The organism is Streptomyces sp. NPDC051211, from assembly GCF_040689505.1.
In the GTDB taxonomy this organism is placed as follows: Bacteria; Actinomycetota; Actinomycetes; order Streptomycetales; family Streptomycetaceae; genus Streptomyces.
In genome coordinates this window covers 74738-99946 of the sequence record NZ_JBFBAV010000012.1, presented here as the reverse complement: position 1 = coordinate 99946, position 25209 = coordinate 74738, and the positions used below count along the sequence as shown (strand labels likewise).

The window sequence follows — 25209 nt, the reverse complement described above, 5'->3', positions numbered from 1 at the left end:
CACTGACCGACGACAGCCCCTGACCGGGTCCCCGCACCGGCGGTTCAGTGCTCACAGAGGGAGAACTCCCGTTCGTAGAGCTGCTCGTTGTGTTCGTCGACGAAGAACTTCCTTTCCTTCATGAGTTCTTCGCGGTATGTCTTGGCCTGCTCGAGCGTCATGGTCGAGGTGTCGGACCAGGGCTGCTGCGGCGGCACGTCGGAGGTCGAGACGATCTGCTCTGCCGGATCGACCAGGAAGAACGCGAGGATTTTGCGGTGTCCCGGGCGGGTGGGGTCCGCGAGGCGGAACGCGTCCACGCGGTGCTGCAGGACGTTGGGGAACGCCAGGCAGCGGCCCGCAGGCGTCGGTACCGAGCCCAGCACCTGGTTCAGCGCGTCTTCGTCCTCAAGGCCGTAGACCTCGCGCAGCCCGGCGTCGTCGTTCTGTTCGTAATGCGGGTCGTCGAGTGCGGCCCGGAATCCCAGCCGGCTTTCGGTGATGTTCTCGCTGTCCCAGTAGTAGATGCCGGTCGAGACGATCCGTTCGTTCAGCATGCCCTCGACGTGCCACGAACCGCCGGGGTACGCGGGCTTGTCCGGGGTGAGGTGGACGGTGGCGAGCTTGACGATGACCTGGAGTCGGCGGCCGCGCAGGTCAGCACGGGCGGATGCGTCGGGCAGTGCGGGCGGGCTGAAGGCCGGAGCGTCCGGGACGATCGGGCTGCGGTTCTCCCACCAGGCCTCATGGGCCTCTTCCCAGGCAGCGCGGGCATCCATGTAGGTCGCGTTGTCACTGTAGGACGACTGGCGCGGATACTCCGGTTCCGAGTCGTACCAGCCGTAGGGATCGGCCTCGATCCGCAGGGGCCGCGGGTGCCGCAGATCGGTGAGCACGTTCTCGAACAGCGGGCGCAGGCGCGCGAACACGTCCGGGAGGACGGAGGCCAGTGCGCGATGCACCTCGGGGTGGACGTTGTTGACGTACGAGCGGAAGGCGACGGCGCCGTCGTCACTGACGTCGAGGTCCGTGGGCAGCCACTGGAACCTCTCCGAGAACTCGTACTTCGCGTAGTGGTTCGTCGGGTTCTGCCAGGCCCGCTCCGGCCCTCCGCTCACCTCCCGCACCAGGCAGAACAGCGAGGGGTGCACGAGATCCAACACCTGGCCCTCGGATCCGGGATGCCAGTCCCGCTCCGCTTCGGGGACCTCTTCCAGGACCCGGACCGCCTCCCGCAACCGGGACCCGAGCTGCTCGTCGACGAGGGTGTCCGACTGCCAGACCCCGTCGACCGCGGACACCTCGATGCCGGTCCGCGCGTCCCGGAGCACGGCGTAGTGCTCCAGCTCGGCGAGCACGTAGCGCACCTGCGCTTCGGTCAGGCCCTGCGCCACCGCTTCCTGCGTCCACCTGGCGACGATGTCGGCGTCGTTCATCTTGTCGAACCAAGCGGGCTTGGCGCGCAGGTGCGAGCTGCACTGCATCATCTGCAGTTCCCCCAGTGTCCGGGGCGCCGCGAACGCCTGGGAACGGGAGGTCTGGAAGGGCAGCGGGAAGGCGGACAGGCCGGTCACTTCTGGTGATCCTCACGGTCGGTGTGCGGTGTCGGGAAGGATAGCCCGGCCCACTGACACCGCAGCTGCGGAGGCCCAAGTCGAGCAGGTCGTGAACTGCTGCAACTGCTGGTGATCGACCCCGAGCCGGTCACCTCAGTTGGTGCGCAGGGAGGGTCACGTCACCGCAGTAGCAGGTGGAGGGCGGCCTCGCGTAGGTCTTCGTCGAGGCAGCGCTGCTCATGGACAGGTTCGAAGAAGTCGTCGGGTCTGATGACGCGGCGGGGCGAGGTGGCCCAGTGCTCGACGCGCCGGCGCAGGGCGTCGGGCGTCGTGCCGATACGCGCGAGCACCTCCACGGCGCGGACGCTCGTCGTGTACGCGTACCCGCTGGTCACGTGGGCGGGAAGCTCGATGAGTCCGGTGAGCGCGGCAACGGCTCGGGCGGGGTCCCGGGTGATGCGCCAGTCGGCTTCGGCCGCGCGCAGCCGCGCCCACTCGTCCCAGTGGCCGTGGTACGGCTCGATGAGCGGCAGCAGCGGTGCCGCGGCGGGGCCGAGACGCCCCGCCTCCTCGATGCAGTGGTACGTGGCATCGTCCGCGGCCATGGCCTGCTTCAGCACGCGCAGGGCCGGTTCGGGGTCGGCGCCGAGGCGGGCGGCGGATACGGCTGCGGTCGCGGCGAGCTCGTCGTGGCCGCTGCGGGCGGCTTCGTCGAGCAGGCCGAGCACCTCAGGGTCCTGGACGCCCCAGTCGCCGAACAGGCGGGCGAGCTCCAGTTCGGGGCGGTCCGGCTCGGCGGGGTTCATCCGGTGCAGTACGGCCTTGAGGTCAGGGAGGAGAGCGTGGACGTCGTCCAGTGCCAGGGTGGCGAGGAAGTCGTCGAAGCCCAGGTACGCCGGCCGCTGGAGGGCGAGGCGCTGGTGGTCGCGGTGGCGGGTGCGGGCCGCGAGTGCGGCCACCGCTTCGGCGTACGGGTTGGGCACGGCGGTGAGGAGGCGTTCGTCGCCGAGGCGGCCGAGGGAGAGCTGGGCGCGGTTGGCCATCTCGGAGTTGTCGCAGAGTCGCTGCCGGAGGAGATGGTCTGCGAGACCTGGCTGCGGCCGGGTGGCGAAGGGTGTCCAGCAAGCGATGGAGTACAGCAGGTGGGACCGGTCGAAGGGCGTGTGCTCGTGCGGCAGGGCCGCGGTGAGCAGGGCGAGGGTGTCGTTCTCACGGTCGCGCCAGGTGACGGAGAGCTCATGGGCGCGGCGTGAGCCCCGGCCGTCGACATCGCCTCGCGCGACGAAGCCGCCCGCCACTGCGGCGGCGGCGTACGCGTCCTGCTCGGCGATGTCGGTGAGGCGGGAGTCGGTGTCTCCGATCCCGGGGAAGAGCCGTGGCGTGAAAGGGGACCGTTGGCGGAGCAGGCGCTGGTGACGCTCCGCCAAGTGGCGGGGCGCCGCCTGGTCGACGGTGAGGTCGCTGTCGGCCGTCGCGATGGCCTCGGCCAGGACCGCGACGAGGTCCGGCGGGTAGGGCGCGTGCGTCCTTTCCAGCAGTGCGAGGGAGGCCGCAGCGCGGACGGCGGGGAGAGGGTCCGTGAGGGCGTCGTGCAGGCGCCGGCCCGCCGACTGCGGGTCGGGGTCGAGCCGGGTGAGAACAGCCAGCGCGTCCATGCGGACCTCGGCGACCGGGTCGGCCTCGTAGCGGGCGGTCAGCTCGCGCAGTGCCGCGGGGAAGCTCTGCCCGGTCGCGCAGCGTGCGACGCGTACCGCGCCGAGGCGGACCTTCGGGTCGTCGTCTGCGAGGAGGTGTAGCAGGCCCGATACCTCGGCCGAGACCTGCGCATACCCCTCTTCCTCGATGCCGGCTTGCGGCTCCGGGCCACGGCCTCCCGCGCCCGCCAGGAAGGCCAGCACACTCGCCCGCTCGTGGACGGCGTGCACGGCGGCGTGCGCGAGGAACGGCACGGCCGCCACGGTCGCCGGATACACCGAGTCCCGGTTGAGCACCTTGTTGAAGAGGAGGCGCACGGCCCGCTCGGCTCGGTCCACGTCACCTGCGTACAAAGCCCGTATCGACTCCGGTACGTCGGTGGCAGCACCGTAGGCGTGACAGCACGACGTCCAGTCGACGGTGTCGAGTTCCTGAGGTGGTCTCACACGGACAGACGGTACCGACCGGGTCTGACACCCCATCGTGGGAGGCGCGGGTGGCGAAGACGGTGCGCACCGCCCGCCAGTCCACCCCGGGCCGGACGACCGGCAAAGGGCGATGTCCTGGGCGGAGTACAGCTGGACCGTGGTAACGCCGCCCTGCCGCTCGTAGTCGATCTCCACCGAGCCGACCGAGGCGACGAGCCGAGGCGGACGACCTGGCCGAAGTCCGTACGGCGTAGCCCGAGGCGGACCGCGGCCTGGTCAGGGCCCAGCGGGGCGTTCCGGTCGAGCAGGGCGGGCAGGTCCCGGCGGCGGCCGAGGGCGGCCACTTGGTCCGGGTGGGCGTCGGGGACTCCACGTCCCCGCCGAGGTAGACGAGGAGGCCGGCCTTCACGAGGCGGCCGTCCGCCGCTCCCTCGCAGTCGCCCCCTTGGATCGGAAAAATTCGGTGCTCTGCCCGCCCCGTGAGGGCGCAAGATGATGCGCATGACTTTGGCCACCCCCACACTGCACACCGCTCGCCTGCGACTGCGCCCCTTCACCGACATCGACGCGGACCCCCTCTTCGCGCTGCACAGCAGCACCTACGTGATGCGCTACTGGGACTCCCCACCGTGGACCGAACGGGCCCGCGCCGAGCGCTTCATCGCGATGTGCCGGAAGATGGCGGACGAGGGCACCGGGGCGCGGGTTGCCATCGACCGTGCTTCCGACGGGGCGTTCGTCGGCTGGTGCGTTCTGACCGGATGGAACCCGGACTACCGCAGCGCATCGTTGGGCTACTGCCTCGACGATGCGATGTGGGGCCACGGCTACGCGACGGAAGCCGCGCACGCCTTGCTGCAGTGGGCATTCGACACACTGGACCTGAACCGAGTCCAGGCCGAGACCGATACGCGCAACGTGGCATCCGCCCGGGTACTGGAGAAGATCGGATTCGTGCGTGAAGGGACGTTGCGGGAAGACTGCGTCGTGAACGGCGAGGTATCCGACTCGTGGGTGTTCGGATTGCTCAGGCGAGAATGGCGACCGGCGGCCGTGCCGATCCCAGCCCGCTGAGTTCGCTTCTGGTAGCGGCCTCGACTCGGCTGGGTGAGGAAGCCTTGACGGGTGAGGCGTCCGAGGCGGCTGCGGGTGATGTTGACGGACGCGTCGTCGGTGGGCATGCCTAGGAATTCGTGCAGTTCAGGGGCTCGGAATGCCCGGTCAGGGTGCTGGTTGAAGGCGCTCACGATGACCTGGTAGGCGCTGTTCGACCCGAGGGCACCGGGTTCGGTACCTGCCGGTGCGACCTCCACCATGGTCTTTCGGGTGGTAGCCAGGTCCGTAAGCCGTGCTTCGGTCGCGGCCAGGGCCGCGGTGAGGTGTTCGATCCGGTCGCGTAGTTCTCCGGCCCGGGTGGTGGCCTCGTCGTGCTGGGCCTGGAGGCTTGCCAGAAGCTCGGTGACGTTCACGGCCAGTCCCCGCTTGCGGCCCGACACCCTTTCCGGCAGTCGCGGAGGACAGGGCACTGTTTTCGGCCATGAAGGTCATCAGCCTGCCCCACACTGACAACGCCACCGGCCGACCCCGCCTTGCCACGGCACGCAACCGACCCGCCTGCGGCACAGGGCGGGAACGGCAACGTCCTGCTGATCAGCACCGCCCTCGCGGCCGATCGCCCGGACCGAAACCGGCTCTCGGCGGGTCGCACAGTCGCGCATGGTGACCTGCGGAGATGCCGCTCGTTCCGACATGTGGCGCGGTTCCTACTGGCTGGCTATAAGGGGGTACCGTCGTCCGGTCACGGACGGCAATCGGACCGTCTGTTCAACCCAGGGGAACCAACATGACTGATCTGAACTCGCTGCGGGCAAGCCTTGCGTCAGGTGAGCACGAGTTCGCCGACACTTTGGCCTTCGTCGCCGCGCATTACGAGTATCAGCCGCAGGCGTTCCGCAACGGGGAACTGGAAAATGCCGCAGGTGAGAACGAGGGTTCCTGCAAGACGCTGGGACTGGCCCTGCTGGAAGGGCTGAGCGACCAAGAGGCGCTGTTGGCGTTCGGTGAGCATTATCGCAGTGTGCTGGCGACGCCGAACGACACTGATCACGGCAACATTCGCAACCTCATGGCCCATGGCCTGGAAGGGGTGAGCTTCGCCGGGCAACCGTTGGCCCGCAAGAGCTGAACAGCGAAACCCGGGCGAGCGCCAAAGGTTCTCATCATCAGTCGCACAAAACAGGTCCGCGCCCGCGTTGAGTACTTCGGGATGTCCGGCAGAGCCACGACCTTGTGGCTCATCAGCAACCCCCTTTGTGCCGGGCGAGCCTATCGGCGCAACGTACTCACCACCCACGCCTTTCCCGCGGCGGTCCCGAATAGCTGTGCCGGGCAAGCTAGATGTCACAGGAGAGGAGCCCACTTCGGGTTGCCCAGCCGGCGCGGGGCTTGCCCGCGCCCAGCTCGAGGCGCGGCGGGGCCGGGTGCCGCGGGCTGCCTCCCGGATGGCAGTGGATCGTCACCATCGTCGTATCCTTCGCTCTCTTTCACCGCCCACACCGGGGCCGTGGAGGGAGAGCGTGCAGAGGTACCCCTTGACCGCCGTCCAACGGTCGCCCGTCGCGAAGCAGGTCAAGGGGAATTGCAACGTACCCAGCCATGCGGTCACACCTGGTCAAGGGGTCGGCGGCCGGACAGCCGTCGAGCGGGGATGCTCGCCAAGGGGGTCCGGGGGGATCCGGCAGGTGCAGCCCAGGTCAGCCGTGTGACAGAGCCTGTGTGTGACACCTCCCGGCGGCCTGTGTGACAGGCCCGTGTCACTCGACGCTGACACCGCCGTTGTCCCGCTGCCAGCATCGTGGTGCGCTCGGCGGCCGGCTTCTCGCCCGTGGTGACAGACCGCTGGGCAGCCGGACGCGGTAGATGCCGCTGGTGAGAACCGGATGACGGCCGCGTGGTCCTCGATCCGCTCCGCCTATGGTTCCGGACTCCCTCACCAAAGAGGGTCCGCAGCTGCTCCTCGGTGACCTCCTCCCCCGCGCGGTGACATGGCGGAGCACGGCGGCGCACCGTGGATCGTCATGGAGTTCGTCCCTGGGCCTCCCTCGCCGGCAGCCATGGGGGGGAGAGACAGGGACGACTGTCATGGGAGAGTGTCGCTGCGATCGGCGTGAATCTGGCGGACGTGCTCACGCGCGCACACGCCGCTCGGGTAGTACAGGAGCGCGCCGGTGCTGGCTGCTAGCTGATGTGGTCGTACGCCCAGCCGGTGGCCATCTTGGCTCGGGCGGCGAAGGTGGACGTGCCGCTCAGGCCGGTGGCCGCGTACCGGTAGACGTCACCGGTGGGGGTGACCGCGAGCAGGTCGGCGCGGCCGTCGCCGTTCATGTCGCCCGGCGTGGCCAGGTGTTCGTATGCGCCCCAGCCCGCGCCGATCAGGACGCGCGTGGCGAAGGGAGCGGTTGCCGAGCCCGTGCCCGGGTGGATGTACAGGCGGTCGCCGTCGCGGGAGATCAGGTCGGGGCGGCCGTCGCCGGTGATGTCGCCGGCGCCGGCCAGCTTGTCCAACCGCCAGCCGGTGCCGATCTTCACAGCTGATCCCACCTGCGGCCACCCCTCCTTCAAGCCCGCGTGCAGGAACAGATTGCCCCAGGGGTCCACACCGATGACGTCGCCCTTGCCGTCGCCGGTGACATCGCCCGGCGCGATCGTCTCGGAGTAGCTGTAGAAGTCCGGGCTCGTGGAGACCTCGCCGATGCCGTCGCAGGACAAGCCCGGGTTGTAGGCAGTCAGCACGCAGGGCTGGTCGGTCTCGCCCAGCGCGGATCCGTAGGTCATCCCCCAGTGGCTGTAATGGACCCCGGCGGGGCCGTACTGCTTGGCTGCGGTCAGCTTGCCGTTGGCCAGCGTGCGGTACGTGAAGGCGGTCCCCGCCCTGTCGACGGCGAACAGCCCGTGTTTGCCGTAGTCGGGCACACCGCCCTGGTTGGTGTAGTGGGCGATGTTCTGGCCGCCGCCGCTGTCGTACGTGCGGGTGGCGAACTTGCCGCCGCCGACGGAGAGGTACTTGTAGAACGAGCCGGCGTAGGTGCGGGCCACCAGGTCGGCCTTGCCGTCATGGTTGACGTCGTCGGTGCCGACGATCTGGTTGTAGATGTTCCAGCCACCGCCGATCTTGATGCGGGTCTTGAACGGGGCCGTGGCGGAGCCCGTCCCCTTGTAGAAGTAGAGGTCGCCGGCGAGCGTCCTGGCCACCAGGTCGGCGATGGCGTCGCCATCGAGGTCGTTGGTGCCGACGATCTGGTCGTAGATCTGCCAGCCGCCGCCGACCTTGACGCGCGACTTGAACGGGCCGCCGTTGTACGCGGTGCCGGTACCGGAGTACAGGTAGAGGGTGCCGGCCGGGGTGCGGGCCAGCAGGTCCTGGCGGCCGTCCTTGGTCAGGTCGCCGGGTGCGAGGACCTTGTTGTAGATCTGCCAGCCGGTGCCCCGCCAGATGAGGCCCTTGTCGGTGGCCGTGGTGCTCACGGTGGTGTGCAGGCGGAGCGTGCCGTCGGAGTGCAGCGTCAGCAGCTCGGGGCTCGCGGTGCCCCAGAGGTTGTCCGCAGGGAGGATCTCTTTGGCGACGCTGCCGGCAAGGTCGTCGGCGCCCACCGTGAACCCCTTGGTGGTGCCCGTCTTGGACAGGATGACGGTCAGCTTGCCGGTCACGGCCGAGCGGTACAGCCGATCACTGCGGCCGTCGCCGTCGAGGTCGAAGCGGGCCTTCGCGCGGGCGGTGGCGTAGCCGGTGGCCGCCGGGGAATCCGCGGCGGCCGCCGGGGCGGCCGACACGAGCCCTGCGGTGAGCGCGAGGGCCGTGCAGCCAGCCAGCCGGTTCATGCGCCGGTGGTGCATGCGAGACAAGGTCCCTCCTGGGACGGTTGGGGCGGGAGAAGCGCGTTATGCGAGCCATGGATTGCGGAGGCTCCGTCAGGAGACGCCGCTGTAGCCGAGCGGACTGCCTACCGACTTGACGCGGGCGGAGGGCGCCGGCGTGTGGCGGCGCCCGGCAGACGGCGCCACGGCGGGAGAGACCGCCAGGCTGGCCAGGCGCGCATGGAGTACAAGGTCCCCCCAGGGACAGTCGTGGTGCCGCCGGGGAACGCGGGCGAACAGCAGGACACGCACGAACGCCCCATCGGAACATTCAGCGCAGAGAGATCCCCCGGCAAGTACTCGGAGGCTAACCCTGGCCATCTCCGGAAGGGAAGAAGTTTCCTGGGCAACCTTTCGGTTGCCCAGGCGTCCTGGTCTCGTCCGGATGATCGAGGAGCGGCGGTCGGGGGCAATCCGGTTACGGAGAACGAGCGAAACGAGCGGGTGTGGCCGAGTCCTTGACCTGGTCGGGAGTGGTCGAGTTGGTCCGGCTGAGCGTTGGAGGTGGCCCGCCCCCCTGGGGTGTCAGGGGCGGACGGCGGCCACCAGCTCGCCGGTCGTCACCACCCGAGCGAAGCCCCCGCCGTGCAGCGAGACGGCACTCGCTCGGGCCAGTTCGTCGGCCGTCAGATGCCAGCCATTCGGGCCGGTCAGGTCGAAGGTATGGGTAGCGTCGAGGGCGACCAGCACGTCGTAACCGAGGTTGCCGCCCATGCGGGCGGTGGTCTCCACGCACATGTTGGTCTGGATACCGGCCAGTACGACCTGGGTGACGCCCGACGCCTTGAACCAGCCGTCAAGGTCGGGGGTGCCGTAGAACGCCGAGTTCACGGACTTGGTGACGAACAGCTCCGGCCCGCCGCCCTTGCCGCGCCGCTCCTCGACGTAGTCCTTGAAATCGTTTCCCTCATACCCGGTCCGCAGCGGCGAGCCGGGCTTGTTCGAGTCATGCCGTACGAAGACGACCGGCCTGTCCGTGCTCTGCCAGGCCGCGATCAGCGAGGCGATGTTCTCGTCGGCGGCCGGGTTGTTGCGCGGGCCCCAGAACTCCGACTCGTCGAAGCCCTTCTGCACGTCCACCACTACCAGCGCCGCGTTCTGCGTGATCTTCATGTCCACGATCCTGCCGCCCCGGTGGGCTCTCTCACAGGAGGCACAAAGACAGCGATCGATGATTTACTGCCGGGATGACCCGACCCGCACCGGCCCACCGCATCGCCCTGCTCGCCTTCCCCGGCATCCGGGCCTTCGATGTGTCGGTGATCACTGAGGTATGGGGCACGGACCGCACCGACCACGGGGTCCCCGCGTTCGAGCTGCGCCGGGTAGCCGAGGGCTCCGAACCGGTACCGATGCGCGGCGGGCTCGCGCTCACACCCGACCGCACCCTCGCCTGGCTACCCCGCGCCGAGCTGATCCTTGTACCGGGCTTGGACAACCACGTCACCCCAGCGCCCGAGCCCGTCCTCGCAGCGCTGCGCCGCGCCCACGCCCGGGGCACCACCATCGCCGCGCTGTGCGGCGGCGCGTTCACACTCGCCCAGGCGGGACTGCTGGACGGCCGCCGGGCGCTAACCCACTGGGCGCTGACCGATCTGCTGGAGGCCCGACACCCACAGGTGCGGGTCGAGCGGGACGCCCTGTTCGTCGAGGACGGCAACCTATGGACAGCCGCCGGCACCGCCGCCGGCATCGACCTGTGCCTGCATCTGGTGCGCGCCGCGCACGGCGCGGAGGCAGCTGCGACAGTCGCCCGCTCCATGGTCACAGCACCCTTCCGGACCGGCACCCAGGCCCAATTCATAGAACATCCGACCCCGCACGCCGACCGCGACGCGGACGCGCTGGCCGAGGTGCGTGCCTTCGCCCTGGCGCATCTCGACGAGCCACTCACCGTGGCCGCGCTCGCCGCCCGCGCCAGGATGTCGCCGCGTTCCTTCGCCCGGCACTTCGTGGCGGCCACCGGAACCACCCCGCTGCGCTGGATTGTGGACCACCGCATCGCGACGGCCCAGAAGCTCCTGGAACGCACCGACCTTCCCATGCCCGAGGTCGCCCGCCGGTCCGGTTTCGGCAGCGAAGTCACCATGCGACAGCACTTCACATCCCGCCTAGCGACCAGCCCACGCACCTACCGCACCTCGTTCGCCGAACAACCCCTCTCTGGACAAGGGCGTTGATCGCGGGCCGACCACGACGCGCACTCGGGCCAACTCAAGGACTCAGTCTCAGCGACGTTGTGACTGACCGCGATGCTTGGCCCCTTGTGCATTCTTGCGTGCCACCTCATGACAAGGCTCCTGAAAGCCGCCAACAGACGTTCCTGGTGGCGACCTACGCAGCCACGGGCACAAAAGCGTGCGCCACGGTCCGAGGTCTTCGCGTGTATCGGCAGGCCACACTCGGTACAGGCCAGCCGGTCCCAAGGGCGCGAGTCCAGTAGACCGCAGGTGCACCATGCCCTCGCCGTCCTGGCCGAGGCCTGGCGCCGCTGCGAGCCTGCGTACCGGACCGCGCATACAAACGCATCACCGGGGAGGAGTGGGACCGCGACACTCGCTACTCATACGAGTCGTGCTCGAACACCGAGGGCTGGGCTGATTGAACGGCAGGGCCTGCGGATGGTGACGAACTCGAGCGCCGTTGGTCGTCCTCACGGAATGTGTGCCAGAACCTGGCTCTCACCTGCGCAGCCACCTTGGTGATCCACCGCACACCGCCCCGCCTGGACTCTCGTCGGCGGTCCCGCGTAAACATGGATCATGCCGGAAGAGTCTCCCACCCCTGAATCCCCGCTGATACAGAGCCTGCGCACAGCCGTGGCCGCTGCCCCCGGGGATGTCCCTCTGCGGCTGCACCTCGCGGAGTTGCTGCTTTCCGCGGGTCTGCACGACGCTGCAGTGACGGAGGTCGCGGCAGCCTTGCAGCATGCTCCGGGGGACGGAGCGGCGCGGGAGTTGATGGTGCGGGCGATGGGAAGGCCGGCAGCCCCCACGCCCGTGGCCCAGAACACGTCCACGGTCGCTGATCCTGTGTCGTCCGTCGAGCCGGCCGCGTCCGCCGAATCGGCGGCGCCGGCGGATCCGGTAGGCGCACCCGATGAGTCGTCCCGCCGCGCCGGGTTCGACTGGCGGGCGGCCGAGCAGGAGGTCGACGGCATCGTCGAGCCCCGCTTCGTCGAGCCCCCGCTCAGCGCCTGCGGCAGCGGCGACCCCGGGGACGCCGCTGCCTGGGAGGTGTCCGCTCCCGATGTCGTGCGGCTCGCGGACGTCGGCGGCATGCAGGAGGTCAAGGACCGCCTCGAAGCCGCGTTCCTCGCGCCGATGCGCAACCCCGAACTGCGCAAGCTGTACGGCAAGAGCCTGCGCGGCGGGCTCCTCCTCTACGGTCCGCCCGGCTGCGGCAAGACCTTCATCGCCCGTGCCGTCGCCGGCGAGCTGGGCGCGAGCTTCCTGTCCGTGTCCGTCAACGACGTCCTCGACATGTGGATGGGCAACTCCGAACGCAACATGCACGAGGTCTTCGAGACCGCCCGCCGTCAGGCGCCCTGTGTCGTCTTCCTCGACGAACTGGACGCGCTCGGCGCCAAGCGCAGCCGTACGCAGCACAGCGGCATGCGCAACACCGTCAACCAGCTCCTCACCGAGCTCGACGGCATTCACTCCGCCGCCAATGAAGGCGTGTTCGTCCTCGCCGCCACCAATGTCCCCTGGGACGTGGACATCGCGCTCCGGCGGCCGGGACGGCTCGACCGCACTCTGCTCGTCCTGCCGCCCGACGCCACCGCCCGCGAGGCGATTCTCCGCTACCACCTGCGCGAACGTCCCATCGAGGCAGTCGATCTGGGACGTCTCGTCAAGGCGACGGACGGCCTCTCGGGTGCGGACCTGGCCCATGTGTGCGAGTCGGCGGCCGAGAGCGCGCTGCTCGACTCGGTACGCACCGGCCTGATCCGCATGATCGGAACGAAGGACCTGCTCGACGCTGCGAAGTCGGTGGTCCCGTCGACCGAACCGTGGTTCGCGGCGGCGCGGAACGTGGCGATGTTCGCCAACGAGGGCGGTATGTACGACGACCTGGTGACGTACCTGAAGAAGAGGCGGAAGCTGTGAGCGTGAATCCGGTGGTGGCGCGCGCCGGTGCGCTGCAGGCGGCAGACCGGTTCGAGGAGTCCAAGGCCGTGCTGGCCCCCCACCTCGCCGAGGAGCCGGACGACGAATGGGCCTGGCAGGTGCTCGCCGTCGCCCACGAGAAACTCGGCGAGTACGAGCTCGCGGAGCGGGCAGCCACCGAGATGCTCCGGATCACGCCCGGGCACGTCGGCGCGCTCATTCTGCTGTCCCGGGTGCTGCTCCGCCTGGGCAGGCCGGCCGAGGCTCGGGCGGCGGCAGAGGAGGCAATCCGCAGAGCGCCCGACAAGTGGACCTCGCATTTCGCGCTGTCCGGCGTGCTCGTCGCCTATGCGACGGCCCCGCCTGCCGATCACGAGCGAGCGTACGAGGCGGCCCACGAGGCCGTGCGCCTCGCCCCGCAGGAGCCCGACGCCCACCAGGCCCTGTGCTTCGCGGCCGTACGCACGCAGCGTCAGGACGTCGCGAAGCAGGCACTGGTCGAATGGCTGCGCCTCGACCCGTCCAACGAGACAGCACAGGCCATGCACATCGACGCGATGGCCGACACCCCGGACGTCACGGCCGCCCAGGCCGCGGAGATGTACTCCGCGGGCCTGGCGGGCGTACCCCAGTCCCCGATGCTGCGCAGCGGCCTCGACCATGCCACGTACCGCCTGCTGCGGGGAACACGCTGGCTCGCGCTCGTCTGCCTGGCAGCTGCGGGAGTGATGATCGACCTGTTCGCCACGGCCAAGGATCCGACCTTGCGGGAGCTGCCCGTACCGCTCGGCAACCGGGTCTGGGTGCTCATGGTCATGGCCGCGATCTGGGGCTTCGGCGCGCTGTTGCGCTACCGCCGGCTGCGTACCGGAGTGCAGCTCAACATCCGCTCCCTCGTACGCCGTGGCCGCTGGGCCCGGATCGTGCTGGGACAGGCTGCGTGGACCATGCTCTGCGCTCTGCTGATATCCCAGATTCCGTGGACCGATCGGAGTGTGCCGGAGGTCCTGTTCTGGGCCGGCTTGGTGGCGCCGCTTTCGACCATGGCGTTCGACCGCAGGAAGACCGGGTGACCGGATGATCCGCAGCAGCCTCGGCCCTCGTCGTCGAGGTCTCACACGGAACCCCTCGCACATGGTTGGGCGGCACTCATCCGGAAGCCGTGAGCGGCTCCAGGTTCCTCGGTCGCCACCGTCTACCGCATCCTCGCCGAAGCCGATGAGGCCGACAGCACGGCCTGAGCCCGCCCCGCCAAGGGCCTCAAGATCAACTCATTGCCCCTTTGGTCCGTATCTCGGGGATACCCCTCGATGGCGCTCCGTCGGCGCAACCCGGCCGGCGGCATCCGGGCCGTGCCCGCCGGAGGGGTCATGTGCACGGCGTGGCGGGGTCAGGGACACCTGGGTGCTGGGTCATGATCGGCTGCGTGAAGACATCCGGACGTCTGGCCGCCTTCGCGATCGCGGGCGTGCTCGCCGCGCTCCCCGCGTGCTCGGAGTCCGACGGCCGTGGTGGCGGTGGTGCGGGTACCCGCACCGGCGTGGACACGGCTCGGACGGGTGCTGCCGGCACGGTGTTCCGGGGCGGGCACCCCGCTGCCGCAGGCGCCGGGGACCCGTACTTCCCGGGGCTCGGCAACGGCGGCTACGACGTCACCCACTACGCCCTGACTCTGGCCTACGATCCCGGCAGCGGCCGGCTCAAGGGCACTGCGGAGATCACTGCGAAGGCCACCGAGGACCTCAGCGCCTTCAATCTCGACCTCCTCGGCATGGAGGTGCTGAGCGCCACCGTCGACGGCCGCAAGGCGCGGGTTCGGCAGGACGGGCAGGAGCTGACCCTGCAGCCGCGCGATCACCTCAGGAAGGGCGCCGCCTTCCGCAGCGTCGTGGACTACGCGGGCACGCCGGAGTCGATCACCCATGACCACGGGTGGCGCGAAGGCTGGCTGAGGACGGACAACGGAGCAGTCGCGTTCGGTGAGCCGACGGGCTCGATGTCCTGGTTCCCGGGCAACCATCACCCCTCGGACAAGGCCTCGTACGACATCACCGTGACGGTGCCCAAGGCGGTGCAGGCGATCTCCAACGGGCAGCTGCGCGCCCGGCGCACAAGTGGCGACCGCGCCACTTTCCACTGGCACCAGGCCGAGCCCATGGCCAGCCATGTGGCGACCGTGGCCATCGGCAGATACGACATCAGGACCTCCCGAACCCGATCGGGCGTCCCGGTCGTGTCGGCGATGGACACGACCGCGGGCGTGGACGAGGACGGAGCGGTCATCGGCCGGTTCCCCGAGATCATGGAATGGGCCGAAGGGTGGTTCGGTCCCTACCCCTTCTCCGCCGCCGGGGTGATCGTCGATCAGGCGGCCGATGTGCCCTACGCCCTGGAGACTCAGACCAGGCCGACCATTCCGGCCGACATCTTCCACACCACCAACGTGGTGCACGAACTGGCCCACCAGTGGTTCGGCAACTCCGTCACCCCCCGGACCTGGCGGGACATGTGGCTCAACGAGGGCTTCGCAACCTATGCGGAGTGGCTGTGGACCGAGGACCACGGCGGGGCCAGCGCCCAGGACCACTTCGACCGCAACCACGCCAAGGCCGCGGACGACGACGAGTGGGACTTCCCGCCCGCCGAGCCGCCGAGCGCCTCGGACATCACCGGCCAGCCGGTGTACGTGCGCGGTGCGATGGTGATCCACAGGATCCGCCAGACCGTAGGCGACAAGGCCTTCCGTACCCTGGTGCGGGGCTGGACCCTGCGCCACCGCCACGGCCACGCCTCCACGGACGACTTCACCGCGTACGCGGAGGACAAGGCCGGCCGGGACCTCGACTCGATCTGGGACTCGTGGCTGTACGGCGACGGCAAGCCCGCGTGACGGGGTCGACGCGGTGTCAGGTCCTGATGCGTTGGTGGGCGGTCTCGACGAGCTTCATGTACTTGTCCCAGTTCCACACGGGCCCGGGGTCCTCGTGAGTGGACAGCGGGATCTCGACGTGGCCCAGGATGTGGTCCCGGTCGACCGGGACGTCGTACTTCGCGCAGATCGTGGCCGTGAGCACGGCGGACGCCTGGTACATCTCGTCGGTGTAAGCAGGCTGGTCGGTCCAGCCTTCGTGCTCGATGCCGATGCTCCGGTAGTTGTACCAAATGCTGCCGGAGTGCCAGGCGACGTCGCGCTCCCGCACGCACTGGGCGATCCGCGTGCCGGATGCACTGATCACGTAGTGCGCGGACACCCTCTCGGCGGGGTCGTTGAACATGGCGAGCATGAGCGGAAAGATGTCCGTGGTCAGGTGAATGACGACATATTCGATGGGATACGCATCGGGGCGGTCGGAGGGCGTGTAGTTGGACTCGGACGCTTCGACCCAGACGGCGGGCGCGTAGTCCACCGAGCCGTCCGGACGCAGGGTGGCAGGCGGCCCGGCGCCGACGGAAGCCTTGCGCATGGGGCTCGGCTGACCAGCCTTCACCTTCTCGTCGGGCCCCATCAGCTGAGGCAGCCCGACAGCGGCCAGAGCCGTGCCCGCCGCGCCGGCAGCACCCCACAACAGCCGTCGACGGCTGAGCGGACTATCTTCCATGGCCACTCCTCATGAGGTCGGGCAGGCAGAGGACGACACGCCGCGAATCATGACATCGCGATACATAGGCGCTACGCCCCGTAATCTGATCCTTCACCAGGGGCCGCGCCTCGGCAAGCGGGCCCGGCGAGCGCCTCGACGTTCGGGTTGATGACTGAACCGACGGCGTCCGGCTGGGGAGAACTCCTTGGTCGGGCGCCTTGTCGTGTGGTTCACCAGAGGAGCGGGCCGCGGCCGGCGTTCAGAAGCCCCAGCTCTGGCTCCGCGCGCCGTTGCAGCCCCGGCTCACGAGGAGCCGGCCGTTCTCAGGCCGCCGTGCCGCGGCGCCGCCCAGATCCTCGACAGGGCCACCGGGCCCTGCCACGGCTCGCGCAGGCTCCGGCAGTTTCCGACTCGTGCCGTGTGACACCCGGTAGGCGATTCCTGCATCCGCGGCCCGCTGACCTCCTACGAGGGCCTCACCGGAGTCGGGCCCGAGGCCCACTGGTACGCCGACAACGGGCTCGAGCTGCCGTCAACCGGCTGATCTCCGAGGGCGTGCCCAGGAGCCGGTGGCCGCAGCCCACACCACTGCCGTCCGAGTTCCTGCCGGTGATGTCGGGCCTATGCCGGTCCCTGAGCGAGACCTGGACCGGCGAGCGCCTCGGTAACGCGCCGGACCTGCAGGACGCCGCGCAGGCCGTTATCCGCCTCATCGGCCAGTGAGGCGTACCGCGGGAGCAGGCCCTCGGGCATGCTCATCCTCGATGAGCCGGGCGAGGGCCGGCGACGCCACGGACCCCACGGGAACGGGAAATACATGGGCAGCTTGACGAAGGGCCCCGCCTTCCAGGCGATGACGTTCGTAGTCATCGACTTCGAGACGACGACCCCCATGGGATGCCCGGCCAGCCCCTTGAGGTCGCTGCTCTCGCGCTTCGCTACGAGCAAGGCCCGTGGACGGCGGTCGGCAGAAGTGCATCCCTCAGCCGGCCTCCCGCGTTCGCCCCGGTGACACCGGCCGGTACGGCCCAAACCGGCCTGACCCCGGAGCAGTTAGCACAGGCCCCCGGCTGCCACAGGGCCTACGCAGACGTCGACGTCACGGCGCAGGTGTCACCCAGCTGGTCAGTGCTGCGGACAACACTTCTCAGCTCAGCGATCTTGCGGCTCTGGTGAAAATCGCGGGACGCACGGCCAAATGCAACATGCCGGTCCAAGCCGGACCATTCGACATCTAGCCTTCGGCAGGAGAGAACGAATACAAGGCCGGTCTGAGATAGGACGGTGCTCATTTTGGTGATCAAGGAACCATCGGACGTCGTCGCGGTCCCCTTCTGGTTCGATCCGCTGTGTCCCTGGGCGTGGATCACGTCGCGGTGGCTCCTGGAGGTCGAGCAGGTCCGGCCGGTGCGCGCCGACTGGCGGATCATGTCGCTGGCCTACCTGAACCTCGTCCAGCGTGAGGGCAAGGGCCTCAGCGATGACTACCGGCAGCTGATGACGAAAGCATGGGGTCCGGTGCGGGTCTGCGCAGCGGCCACTGAGCATGGGGGCCCCGGCGTCCTCGGCCCGCTTTACACTGCCCTCGGCACCCGCCTTCACAACCAAAGTCGCCGCGACGATCCCGCCGTCGTCAACGAGGCCCTCACGGAGGCGGGCCTACCCGAGTCGCTGGCCTCGGCCGCCACAAGCACTGAGTTCGACCAGCTCATCAAGGACTCGCACGACGAGGCATTCAACGAGGTCGGCCTCGATGTCGGAACGCCCGTTCTCCGCATCGCCGGCACTGCCCTGTTCGGCCCCGTGATCACGCCGGCCCCCCGCGGTGAAGCTGCCGGCCAACTCTGGGACGCCCTGGTCATCGTCGCCGGGACGGACGGCTTCTTCGAGCTCAAGCGGACCCGGGACCGCAAACCGTCATTCGAGTGAATGGACACCACAGCTCAGTCGGCGTCGGCTGAGCTGTGTGCCGAGGCTCCCGCGTTCGGATGGACAAGGATGCGACCAGCGACCGCGGAGCCTCGGACCGGTATCGATCGTGGCGTGGCGAGGCGGTTCGTCCCGAGCTGTTCCAACGCCTTCGCCCTGTCGCCGAGGTCAAAGTCGCGAGGGAGGTTCAACCCTTCGGTCAATGGTCCCCAGGAGCGCTTCGCATCCGTGCTCGCGGGCGACGCCCACGGATCGGCGGCTTCCCCACCGACGGCACGCCAGCGCCGGGTTTGGCGCCTGGAGCGGGGGCGGGGGCGGGTACCCGTCCCGCAGGAGGCGCACCCCACGGGTCGTGGGCCCCGCCCATGCGCTCGGCCAGCACACCCCTGACCACCGCGACAGCACCAGGTGCAGGAGCCGAAGTGCCAGCCGTCGCCCGCCCCCCCCCACACATCAGAGCGGTGGTGCGCAATCCGTGCGAAGAAACGGCAGAGGCTCCCGTTACAGAGCGCTGAACCCATTCGGCGCACAGCAAACGACATGGCGCGAATGAACTGCCTATGCGGCTGAAACCCCCTTGCTTCGACATCGGACGGGCCTCCCCGCCTCCCGCCGCCCGTCCGCGTCAACCGGACCTTGACGCTTGCATCTTGCAAGGGAGAGTTACGGATATGTCCGCATTCGGCAACACGCGTCCAAGGTTGTGGCGGTTGATGGTGGGTGCGGGCCAGAGTGTGGCTCCTCGGCAATGACGCCGGGAACCGTACGGAGTCCGCCCGGCTTGCACGAGGCCGGGCTGGGCTGACTGTTGAAGGAGTCATCTGCATGTCTGCTTCTCTCGCCACTCGCCGTGCCCTCGCCACGGTCCTGGCCGCCGGCGCCCTGATCGGCGCGGCCGCTCTGCCGGCCGTCGCCCACGACGACGACCGGCGCGACCACCGGGGCCGGCACTCCTCGATCGTCATCGGCGACGTCCAGAACGACAGCCGCGGCCGCGGCCGCGACAACCGCGCCCTGAACCGGGAATGGGTCGAGGTGAAGAACACCGGCCGCCGCTCCGTCAACCTGCGCGGCTTCACCCTCAGCGACCGCGACGGCAACCGCTACCGGTTCGACCACCTCCGCCTGGACGGCCACTCCAGCGTCAGGGTCCACACCGGCCACGGCCGCGACACCCACCGCGACGTCTACCAGGACCGCCGCCACCAGATCTGGGACGAGCGCGACACCGCCACCCTCCGCGACGACCGCGGCCGCGTCATCGACACCGAATCCTGGGGCCGCCGCGGCCACCACGAGCACGACGACAACCACCGCCGCTAACCCAGACCGGCAGCCACACCATCGGGGACAGTGAACTGCCAGCCACCAGCAGCAACGGCGTGCCCGGCAACCAGCCGCGGCACGCCACACCCCCGACCCACCCTTGGCGCCTGACCCTGCCCGACCCGTCAACCCGCACCCGACGTGGCCTCGCGCTCACCGATCCTGGGATTGGCCGGACAACAGGTCCCAGGCATGCCCTCGGCGGTGGTGACCGGGTAGAGCCGGTATCCCCAGGAGAACCGTGAGTGGGAGCGGCAGTAGCCGTAGCCGCAGTGTCCGGCCAGGTCGGACCGTTCGGCGGTGGGGCAGATAGCGGAACAGGTGCCCCAGCCGGGCATGCGCGAAGCGGATCCAGTGGCGGGCCGAGGAAAAGCCGAGCAGGACCTGGGCAACCGCCAGGCACAGCAGTTCGGCGTCCGTCAGTTTCGGAGGTCGCCCGATCCGGCGACAAGGCGCCACACGGTCGTCGATGAACACGTACAGTGCCGCCAGAAGGGCGTCCAGGTTTGTCTTCACACTGACCAACGGGCGCCCTTCGCCATGGTCGCGACCAGCACAGACATCGGTCTCATTCATCTAGCGGCCCTGCCAGACCCCAATGGCATGCCGGAAGGTGTTCTGACCAGCGAACCCGCCCTGGCCCACCTCACGCAGCACCGCACCCGAATCGGCCAGGACTCCAATGAGGCGCCAGTCCCGGTCTCTCTCTCGTACGACCACCCCTGCGACCGGACCAGATCAAGCACCGCCTGCCAGTCGTCCACCGAAGTGTCCGGGACACGCACGTCCGGCAGCGAACCCATCAGATCGGGGTGCCGGAAAACGCCCCGATCAACTGGCCCGTCGGTGCTGACCACCGCCACCAGGTCCCGGGCGGACGAGCACCCCGTACAGGACGTCCTCGCGGCTCCCCCACATCGCGGCGAACCGCACCCCCGAAGGGGTGCCCCGGGTCGGCCAAAGTTTTACCGCCGTCACACGCCTGTGACGCGGACCGGACCATTCCACCCAACAAGATCACTAACTTTCCTTATGTAGCCAACAGCCCGAACTCGACGGCCTCCACCGCAAGAGACCACGGCATACGGCTCTCCTTACACACCTCCCACGCTTCAAGGAGTCGTCATGCGTACTGCCCTGCGCGTCACTACCACCGCCCTCGCCCTCTTCGGCGCGGCGATCGCCACCCCCGCCGCGGCCTTCGCGGCCTCTTCCCCTGCCGAGCAAGCTTCTCCACCGCGCAGCCTGGTGGTCGCCGAGAACTGCGTCGAGAGCAAGGTCATCCCGTCCCTGTCCGCCGGCCTGACGGTCAAGCTGACCAACAGCGCCCACACCGGCGCCACGGCCCAGCTGCGTGACAGGAACGGCAAGGTCCTGAACACCGTCGACCAGAGCAGGCCGCTGGACCTGGCCGGAGGCCTGCGGATCGATGGTGTGCTGTCCGCCGCTCCTGTCTTCAAGCAGCGCACCCAGGGCGGCGACGCGCAGTGGGCCCCCACCCCGTTCCCGAAGCTGCCGAAGCACTGCAACACCGCGGGCCGCCTCCACTCCACGACGAAGTACGGCAGCCTGACCGTCAAGACCTACAAGGCCGGTCCACAGACCTTCAGCTCGCACATCGTCGAGAACGGCAAGCGCGTCGGCTTCCTGAGCCCGGCGCCCTCCGCGTACCAGGACGTCCGCAAGGTCGGTCAGCGCTACGTTCGCCTCACCATCGACGGCGAGATCCACAGCTGGACCGGCGCCACCACCGTCTCCCCGAAGCTCGGCGTCTACAAGGTCGCGGGCGGCACGAAGGTCCGCCTGGTGAAGAAGGACGGCCTGTACGGCGTCCAGATGACCTCGCGCGGCGCTTGGAGCAACTGGACCTACTTCGCCAAGGGCAAGTCCGTGATCCTCCAGAGCGACAACACCATCGTCGTCCTGAACGCGAACGGCACCCTCTCGAACTTCGTCCAGGGCGCCGCCCGTCAGACCGCCCCGGTCTGGCACCACGCCTGATCGCCCGCTGCTCGCCCACCCGGTCGAGCCCCCATCAGGGGGCTCGACCGAGCCGGCAGCAGGAGAGCCGGCCTCGGACCTTCTCGGCGGTCGCGGCAGTCTCCCGCTCCAGGTACTCGCGCTCGGCCTTCTGCTGCTCGGCCTGTCGCTGCTGCTCCTGGCGCTCCTCCTGCCTGACCTTCATGGATCGGTCGGCCGCCCGAGATTCGCACAGTGCCGGTGCCGGGCGAGGTAGCCCGAGAGCTGTTCTCCGCCTGGGAGGCGGGCGCCCCCGACAGGCAATACAGGGTGATCCTGGGAGCGCCGTTCCACAGGGCCTTCACGGCTCAGGCCCAGGACTCGGGTCCGGTGCCCTGCCAGTCGAAGAGGGCCTCGTCGGTGAGGTCGACGTCCTCGACGTCGGCCATGCCTGCCCGGTAGAGGAACTCCCGGACGTCCCGCTCGTTGGTCGCGCGGCCGAGTTCCTCGCGCCGGTAGGTCACCAGGCGGCGGCCCCGCTCATCGGGAAGGTGGATTGTCACTCTGGACTCGGCCATGGCTCCAGAGTGGTGGCCACCGCCAGAGGCCGCACTCAGACCGTGTCCGATCGGGTCCATCTGCGCGATCGGGGTCGGCGCGTCGTCCGGGACGTCAGCTTGGGCACGCACGACGGCTGAGCTCGCGCATCGCGGCCGTCTGCGTTCCACCGCTTTCGCAATTGTCCGCCCAGCGTGTCTTGGGAAGGAGCACGCGGCGCTACGCCGCCTCTGCTCGTGCATCGTCTGACGGGGGCCGCCTGCCTCTTCGGCTCCATGCGGGCGGTCACTACTTCCTCACGGGAACCGTCGCCCAGTGCGAGTGGTCCACAACGGCGATCGACAGCTCCAGGATCTCCGCCCGCGTCTCGTCGACCTTCTGCTTCTGCTCGTCGCTCCAGCCAGGACTGTCGGGCACGTCACCGCGATGGGAGTAGCGCTCGCCCCGCGTCCAGCCAGCCATGGGCTCCACGCTCCAGGGCAGCCGTGCCAGGTAGGCGCGGCGCTCGGCGTGGGCGCGGTGAAGGGGACTGGCCCTGCCGGAAGGGCTGAGCGACCAAGAGGCATAACCGGTCCCCTACTCTCGCCCATGTCGAACACATTCTCCATACCCGTCCTGCGGGGGCGAGGCGCCACCGTCCTGAGTTCGGGGCAGGATGGGCTGGTCCTGGAACGCCCCGGCAAGAAGCTGACGATCCCCACCAGGGCGATCGCCCGAGTCCATGCCGAGGCGCGGAGCGTCACGGTCGAGCTGAGGACGCTCGCCGGGATGACACCGTCCCTCTACCGGATCGAGGATGTGAGCGCGGCCGCGGCCGTCGCCTTCGCCGACGCCGTGCCCACAACGTTCCTGCTTCTGAGGCTCTGGTCCACTTTCCGTGGAGGCTCACGGAAAGGGATGTCAGGAGCAATGCTCAGGACTTCGGTTCCGGGAGGGACGCGGAGGGCGTACCTTCCCGAATGATCCTTTGATGGTCATCGAGTAGGCCCGCGTTGCAGCGCGGGTCGGGAAGGCACGCCCGTGCTCAGCGTAGTCACCGACGACGGCTCCACACAGTCCGGCTCCCTGATCGACGAGATCGTCCGCGAGGGCGCCCGCCGGATGGTCGCCGCCGCTCTGGAAGCGGAAGTCAACCAGTACATAGCCGAGTTGGCGTCCGAGACCGATGCGGGCGGCCGCCGGCTGGTGGTCCCCAACGGCCACCACCGTCCGCGGGCCGTGACCACGGCAGCCGGGCCGGTAGAGGTCAGTGCGCCGCGGGTGAACGGACGCCGCATCGAGGAGTCCACCGGCGAGCGCAAGCGGTTCTCCTCGAAGATCCTTGCGCCGTGGTGCGGCAAGTCGCCGAAGGTCAGCGAGGTGCTGCCGCTGCTCCATCTGCGCGGCCTGTCGTCGGGGGACTTCGTGCCCGCGCTGGAGCAGTTCCTCGGCTCGGCCGCCGGCCCGTCGCCAGCCACAGTCACCAGGTTGACGAAGCAGTGGGGCGACGATCACGCCGCCTTCCAGGCCCGTGATCCGTCCGACCGGGACTTCGTCTACGTGTGGGCCGACGGGGTTCACCCCAAGGTGCGGCTCGGGCAGGCGCACTCGTGCGTCCTGATGGTGTTCAAGCTGGTCGAGTCCGCCCAGGACCGCTGGCGCGCGATCATCGGCGCCCACTTGGTCGCCCTGGTCCGAGCCGGTGCCCGGTTCGAGAACGGCGTCCTGGTCGAGCGGCAGGAGCAGGCCGCATGAACCACCACGACACGCCGCAGGACGAACCAGCCGAGCACCTCCGCTTCCGGGCCTACCTGAGCGCGCTGGAGCACGTCACGGACGCGGACGAGGCCGGCCTGGTCAGCGAAGTCCTCAACGACCCGGACCAGGCGATGGCCCAGTCCGCCGTTCTGCGGCACCTGGACCGCCGCGCCACCGAACTCCACTCGGGACCCGCCTACGAACCCTGGGCCGCCTCGATGGCTCGGGTCACGGCCCGCTATGCGTTCCTGACCCGGCGCCTGCAGGATTGGTCCCTCTTCCGGGCCATCACGCTGAGGCGGCCCTGCCGCCCCGGCACCCTGCTCGAGTCATCCGACTGGCTTCAACTCAAAGCGGCCGCATCGTCGAACACCGAGGCCGTCGGGATCCTCGCCGAGCGCGGTCGCACCAAGCGGATCCGCAACACCGCCAGAACCAACCTCCAGCGGCAGAGCTCACGCTGAACAACACGTCAACTCATCCACAAGTCTTGACCATTGCTCTGTGACGACGGCATAGGGTCCGCAGATGGACATAGTCAGCGGCGTTGAAGGATTCGAGGACTACGTGGCCGCGTTCATCCCCGCCGAACCGGCTTAGAGGGTGTCTCACGTGGCAAGTTTCGCGAGCTTCTTGTAGCAGGTCAGGGTGGTGGCCAGGCCGAGGAAGGCAAGGAAGTGCGAGCCCTTTAGTTCGTATCGGACGGCGAGGCGGCGGTAGCCGAAGAGCCAGGCGATCGACCGTTCGATCTTCCAGCGGTGCCGACCGAGGCGTTCGCCGGACTCGATGCCGGGCCGCGCGATGCGCGCGACGAGCCCGCGCTCGCACAGCCAGGCCGATGTTCGGCGGAGAAGTACGCCTCGTCCGCGCGGAGTTTGACGGGTCGGCGCCGCCGTGGTCCCCGGCGGGACCGGACGGCGGGTATGCCGCGGATGAGCGGCTTGAGGGCGAGGCTGTCGTGCATGTTCGCGCCGGACACGGCGACGGCGAGCGGGATGCCCTGGGCATCGGACAGCACGTGCAGCTTGCTGCCCTTCTTGCCGCGATCGACCGGGTTCGGCCCGGTCAGCGATCCCCCCATTTGGCGCGAACGGAGGCCGCGTCGACGATCGCCGAGGTCCAGTCCACCTCACCGCGGGCCCCGAGTTCGTCCAGCACCGCCCGGTGCAGCCGCCGCCACAGGCCGGCCTCGGTCCATACCGTGAAGCGGCGATGCGCGGTGGCGGGCGACGTGCCGAACGTCGGCGGCAGATGCCGCCAGGCACAGCCGCTGGTCAGCGCGTACACCACTGCCGTGAACACTGCCTGCTCGTCACACGGAGCGGTCCCACCACCTTGCGGACGATCAGCGAACGACGGCAGCAACGGGGCGGCCAGCTCCCAGAGTTCATCAGGAGTCAGACGCTTCGATGGATCAGCGCCCACGACCGGCATC

General features: G+C 69.2%; 20 protein-coding genes and 2 pseudogenes. 12 read left to right on the top strand and 10 right to left on the bottom strand.

What is annotated here, in order from left to right:
• Positions 1–44 precede the first annotated feature (44 nt).
• A complete protein-coding gene (locus AB0447_RS14840; RefSeq protein ID WP_366477026.1) occupies positions 45–1553 on the bottom strand; it encodes a DUF4246 domain-containing protein in 1509 nt (502 codons plus the stop codon).
• 161 nt (positions 1554–1714) lie between these two features.
• On the bottom strand, positions 1715–3568 hold the full coding sequence (locus AB0447_RS14835; RefSeq protein WP_366477025.1) for a hypothetical protein: 1854 nt from the start codon (positions 3566–3568) through the stop codon (positions 1715–1717).
• 591 nt (positions 3569–4159) lie between these two features.
• Here AB0447_RS14835 and AB0447_RS14830 point away from each other — a divergent pair.
• Both AB0447_RS14830 and AB0447_RS14825 read left to right on the top strand, forming a co-directional pair.
• Positions 4160–4732, top strand: a complete 573-nt coding sequence (locus tag AB0447_RS14830; protein ID WP_366477024.1) for a GNAT family protein — start codon at positions 4160–4162, stop codon at positions 4730–4732.
• Positions 4733–5501: 769 nt separating this feature from the next.
• The gene (locus AB0447_RS14825; protein ID WP_366477023.1) at positions 5502–5843 is read left to right on the top strand and encodes a HopJ type III effector protein; all 342 of its coding nucleotides are present in this window, start codon (positions 5502–5504) and stop codon (positions 5841–5843) included.
• Positions 5844–6895: 1052 nt separating this feature from the next.
• Here AB0447_RS14825 and AB0447_RS14820 read toward each other — a convergent pair.
• Both AB0447_RS14820 and AB0447_RS14815 read right to left on the bottom strand, forming a co-directional pair.
• Positions 6896–8536 (bottom strand): VCBS repeat-containing protein, encoded by a 1641-nt coding sequence (locus AB0447_RS14820; RefSeq protein WP_366477022.1) that lies wholly within the window; start codon positions 8534–8536, stop codon positions 6896–6898.
• A gap of 561 nt (positions 8537–9097) precedes the next feature.
• Entirely contained in the window at positions 9098–9685 is a 588-nt protein-coding gene (locus AB0447_RS14815) for a cysteine hydrolase family protein (protein ID WP_366477021.1), read from the bottom strand.
• 74 nt (positions 9686–9759) lie between these two features.
• Between AB0447_RS14815 and AB0447_RS14810 the strand changes: the two genes are divergently transcribed.
• From AB0447_RS14810 to AB0447_RS14795, 4 genes are all read left to right on the top strand, one after another.
• Positions 9760–10752: a helix-turn-helix domain-containing protein gene (locus tag AB0447_RS14810; RefSeq protein WP_366477020.1), complete on the top strand. Its 993-nt coding sequence runs from the start codon at positions 9760–9762 to the stop codon at positions 10750–10752.
• 582 nt (positions 10753–11334) lie between these two features.
• Entirely contained in the window at positions 11335–12684 is a 1350-nt protein-coding gene (locus AB0447_RS14805; RefSeq protein ID WP_366477019.1) for an ATP-binding protein, read from the top strand.
• Positions 12681–13757, top strand: a complete 1077-nt coding sequence (locus tag AB0447_RS14800; protein WP_366477018.1) for a tetratricopeptide repeat protein — start codon at positions 12681–12683, stop codon at positions 13755–13757. Before AB0447_RS14805 ends, AB0447_RS14800 begins: the two co-directional genes overlap by 4 nt.
• Positions 13758–14224: 467 nt before the next feature.
• Positions 14225–15574, top strand: a complete 1350-nt coding sequence (locus tag AB0447_RS14795) for a M1 family metallopeptidase (protein WP_366477131.1) — start codon at positions 14225–14227, stop codon at positions 15572–15574.
• 16 nt (positions 15575–15590) lie between these two features.
• Here AB0447_RS14795 and AB0447_RS14790 read toward each other — a convergent pair whose 3' ends face one another.
• Positions 15591–16283, bottom strand: coding sequence for a peptidoglycan recognition family protein (locus tag AB0447_RS14790; protein WP_366477017.1), 693 nt, complete (start codon positions 16281–16283; stop codon positions 15591–15593).
• 603 nt (positions 16284–16886) lie between these two features.
• Positions 16887–17213, bottom strand: a complete 327-nt coding sequence (locus AB0447_RS14785) for a hypothetical protein (protein WP_366477016.1) — start codon at positions 17211–17213, stop codon at positions 16887–16889.
• Positions 17214–17549: 336 nt separating this feature from the next.
• On the opposite strand from AB0447_RS14785, the gene AB0447_RS14780 reads away from it, so the two are divergent.
• From AB0447_RS14780 to AB0447_RS14770, 3 genes are all read left to right on the top strand, one after another.
• A complete protein-coding gene (locus AB0447_RS14780) occupies positions 17550–18194 on the top strand; it encodes a disulfide bond formation protein DsbA (protein WP_366477015.1) in 645 nt (214 codons plus the stop codon).
• A gap of 825 nt (positions 18195–19019) precedes the next feature.
• Positions 19020–19517: a lamin tail domain-containing protein gene (locus AB0447_RS14775; protein WP_366477014.1), complete on the top strand. Its 498-nt coding sequence runs from the start codon at positions 19020–19022 to the stop codon at positions 19515–19517.
• A 1128-nt stretch (positions 19518–20645) separates the two neighbouring features.
• A complete protein-coding gene (locus tag AB0447_RS14770) occupies positions 20646–21521 on the top strand; it encodes a hypothetical protein (RefSeq protein ID WP_366477013.1) in 876 nt (291 codons plus the stop codon).
• Between the two features lie 34 nt (positions 21522–21555).
• On the opposite strand, the gene AB0447_RS14765 is transcribed toward AB0447_RS14770, so the two are convergent.
• The 3 genes from AB0447_RS14765 to AB0447_RS14755 form a co-directional block, all read right to left on the bottom strand.
• Entirely contained in the window at positions 21556–21705 is a 150-nt protein-coding gene (locus tag AB0447_RS14765; RefSeq protein WP_366477012.1) for a hypothetical protein, read from the bottom strand.
• Positions 21706–21847: 142 nt separating this feature from the next.
• Complete coding sequence (locus tag AB0447_RS14760) at positions 21848–22057, bottom strand: hypothetical protein (RefSeq protein WP_366477011.1); 210 nt, start codon at positions 22055–22057, stop codon at positions 21848–21850.
• Positions 22058–22325: 268 nt separating this feature from the next.
• Entirely contained in the window at positions 22326–22499 is a 174-nt protein-coding gene (locus tag AB0447_RS14755; RefSeq protein WP_366477010.1) for a hypothetical protein, read from the bottom strand.
• 126 nt (positions 22500–22625) lie between these two features.
• Between AB0447_RS14755 and AB0447_RS14750 the strand changes: the two genes are divergently transcribed.
• The 3 genes and pseudogenes from AB0447_RS14750 (at position 22626) to AB0447_RS14740 (ending at position 24238) form a co-directional block, all read left to right on the top strand.
• Positions 22626–23000: a hypothetical protein gene (locus AB0447_RS14750; RefSeq protein ID WP_366477009.1), complete on the top strand. Its 375-nt coding sequence runs from the start codon at positions 22626–22628 to the stop codon at positions 22998–23000.
• Positions 23001–23057: 57 nt separating this feature from the next.
• A pseudogene (locus AB0447_RS14745) lies at positions 23058–23642 on the top strand (transposase); the annotation flags it as partial.
• A 125-nt stretch (positions 23643–23767) separates the two neighbouring features.
• Positions 23768–24238, top strand: coding sequence for a hypothetical protein (locus AB0447_RS14740; protein WP_366477008.1), 471 nt, complete (start codon positions 23768–23770; stop codon positions 24236–24238).
• Between the two features lie 144 nt (positions 24239–24382).
• Here the strand turns inward: AB0447_RS14740 and AB0447_RS14735 are convergent.
• A pseudogene (locus AB0447_RS14735) lies at positions 24383–25208 on the bottom strand (IS5 family transposase).
• Between the last annotated feature and the right edge of the window lies 1 nt (position 25209).

What these genes read in the sequence shown, in the direction of transcription:
- AB0447_RS14765 (WP_366477012.1), bottom strand. Translation starts at nt 21,705, where the DNA reads ATGAAGGTCAGGCAGGAGGAGCGCCAGGAGCAGCAGCGACAGGCCGAG.
- AB0447_RS14770 (WP_366477013.1), top strand. Translation starts at nt 20,646, where the DNA reads ATGCGTACTGCCCTGCGCGTCACTACCACCGCCCTCGCCCTCTTCGGC.
- AB0447_RS14760 (WP_366477011.1), bottom strand. Translation starts at nt 22,057, where the DNA reads ATGGCCGAGTCCAGAGTGACAATCCACCTTCCCGATGAGCGGGGCCGC.
- AB0447_RS14790 (WP_366477017.1), bottom strand. Translation starts at nt 16,283, where the DNA reads ATGGAAGATAGTCCGCTCAGCCGTCGACGGCTGTTGTGGGGTGCTGCC.
- AB0447_RS14775 (WP_366477014.1), top strand. Translation starts at nt 19,020, where the DNA reads ATGTCTGCTTCTCTCGCCACTCGCCGTGCCCTCGCCACGGTCCTGGCC.
- AB0447_RS14805 (WP_366477019.1), top strand. Translation starts at nt 11,335, where the DNA reads ATGCCGGAAGAGTCTCCCACCCCTGAATCCCCGCTGATACAGAGCCTG.
- AB0447_RS14830 (WP_366477024.1), top strand. Translation starts at nt 4,160, where the DNA reads ATGACTTTGGCCACCCCCACACTGCACACCGCTCGCCTGCGACTGCGC.
- AB0447_RS14750 (WP_366477009.1), top strand. Translation starts at nt 22,626, where the DNA reads ATGTCGAACACATTCTCCATACCCGTCCTGCGGGGGCGAGGCGCCACC.
- AB0447_RS14810 (WP_366477020.1), top strand. Translation starts at nt 9,760, where the DNA reads ATGACCCGACCCGCACCGGCCCACCGCATCGCCCTGCTCGCCTTCCCC.
- AB0447_RS14825 (WP_366477023.1), top strand. Translation starts at nt 5,502, where the DNA reads ATGACTGATCTGAACTCGCTGCGGGCAAGCCTTGCGTCAGGTGAGCAC.
- AB0447_RS14740 (WP_366477008.1), top strand. Translation starts at nt 23,768, where the DNA reads ATGAACCACCACGACACGCCGCAGGACGAACCAGCCGAGCACCTCCGC.
- AB0447_RS14815 (WP_366477021.1), bottom strand. Translation starts at nt 9,685, where the DNA reads ATGAAGATCACGCAGAACGCGGCGCTGGTAGTGGTGGACGTGCAGAAG.
- AB0447_RS14820 (WP_366477022.1), bottom strand. Translation starts at nt 8,536, where the DNA reads ATGAACCGGCTGGCTGGCTGCACGGCCCTCGCGCTCACCGCAGGGCTC.
- AB0447_RS14755 (WP_366477010.1), bottom strand. Translation starts at nt 22,499, where the DNA reads ATGGCTGGCTGGACGCGGGGCGAGCGCTACTCCCATCGCGGTGACGTG.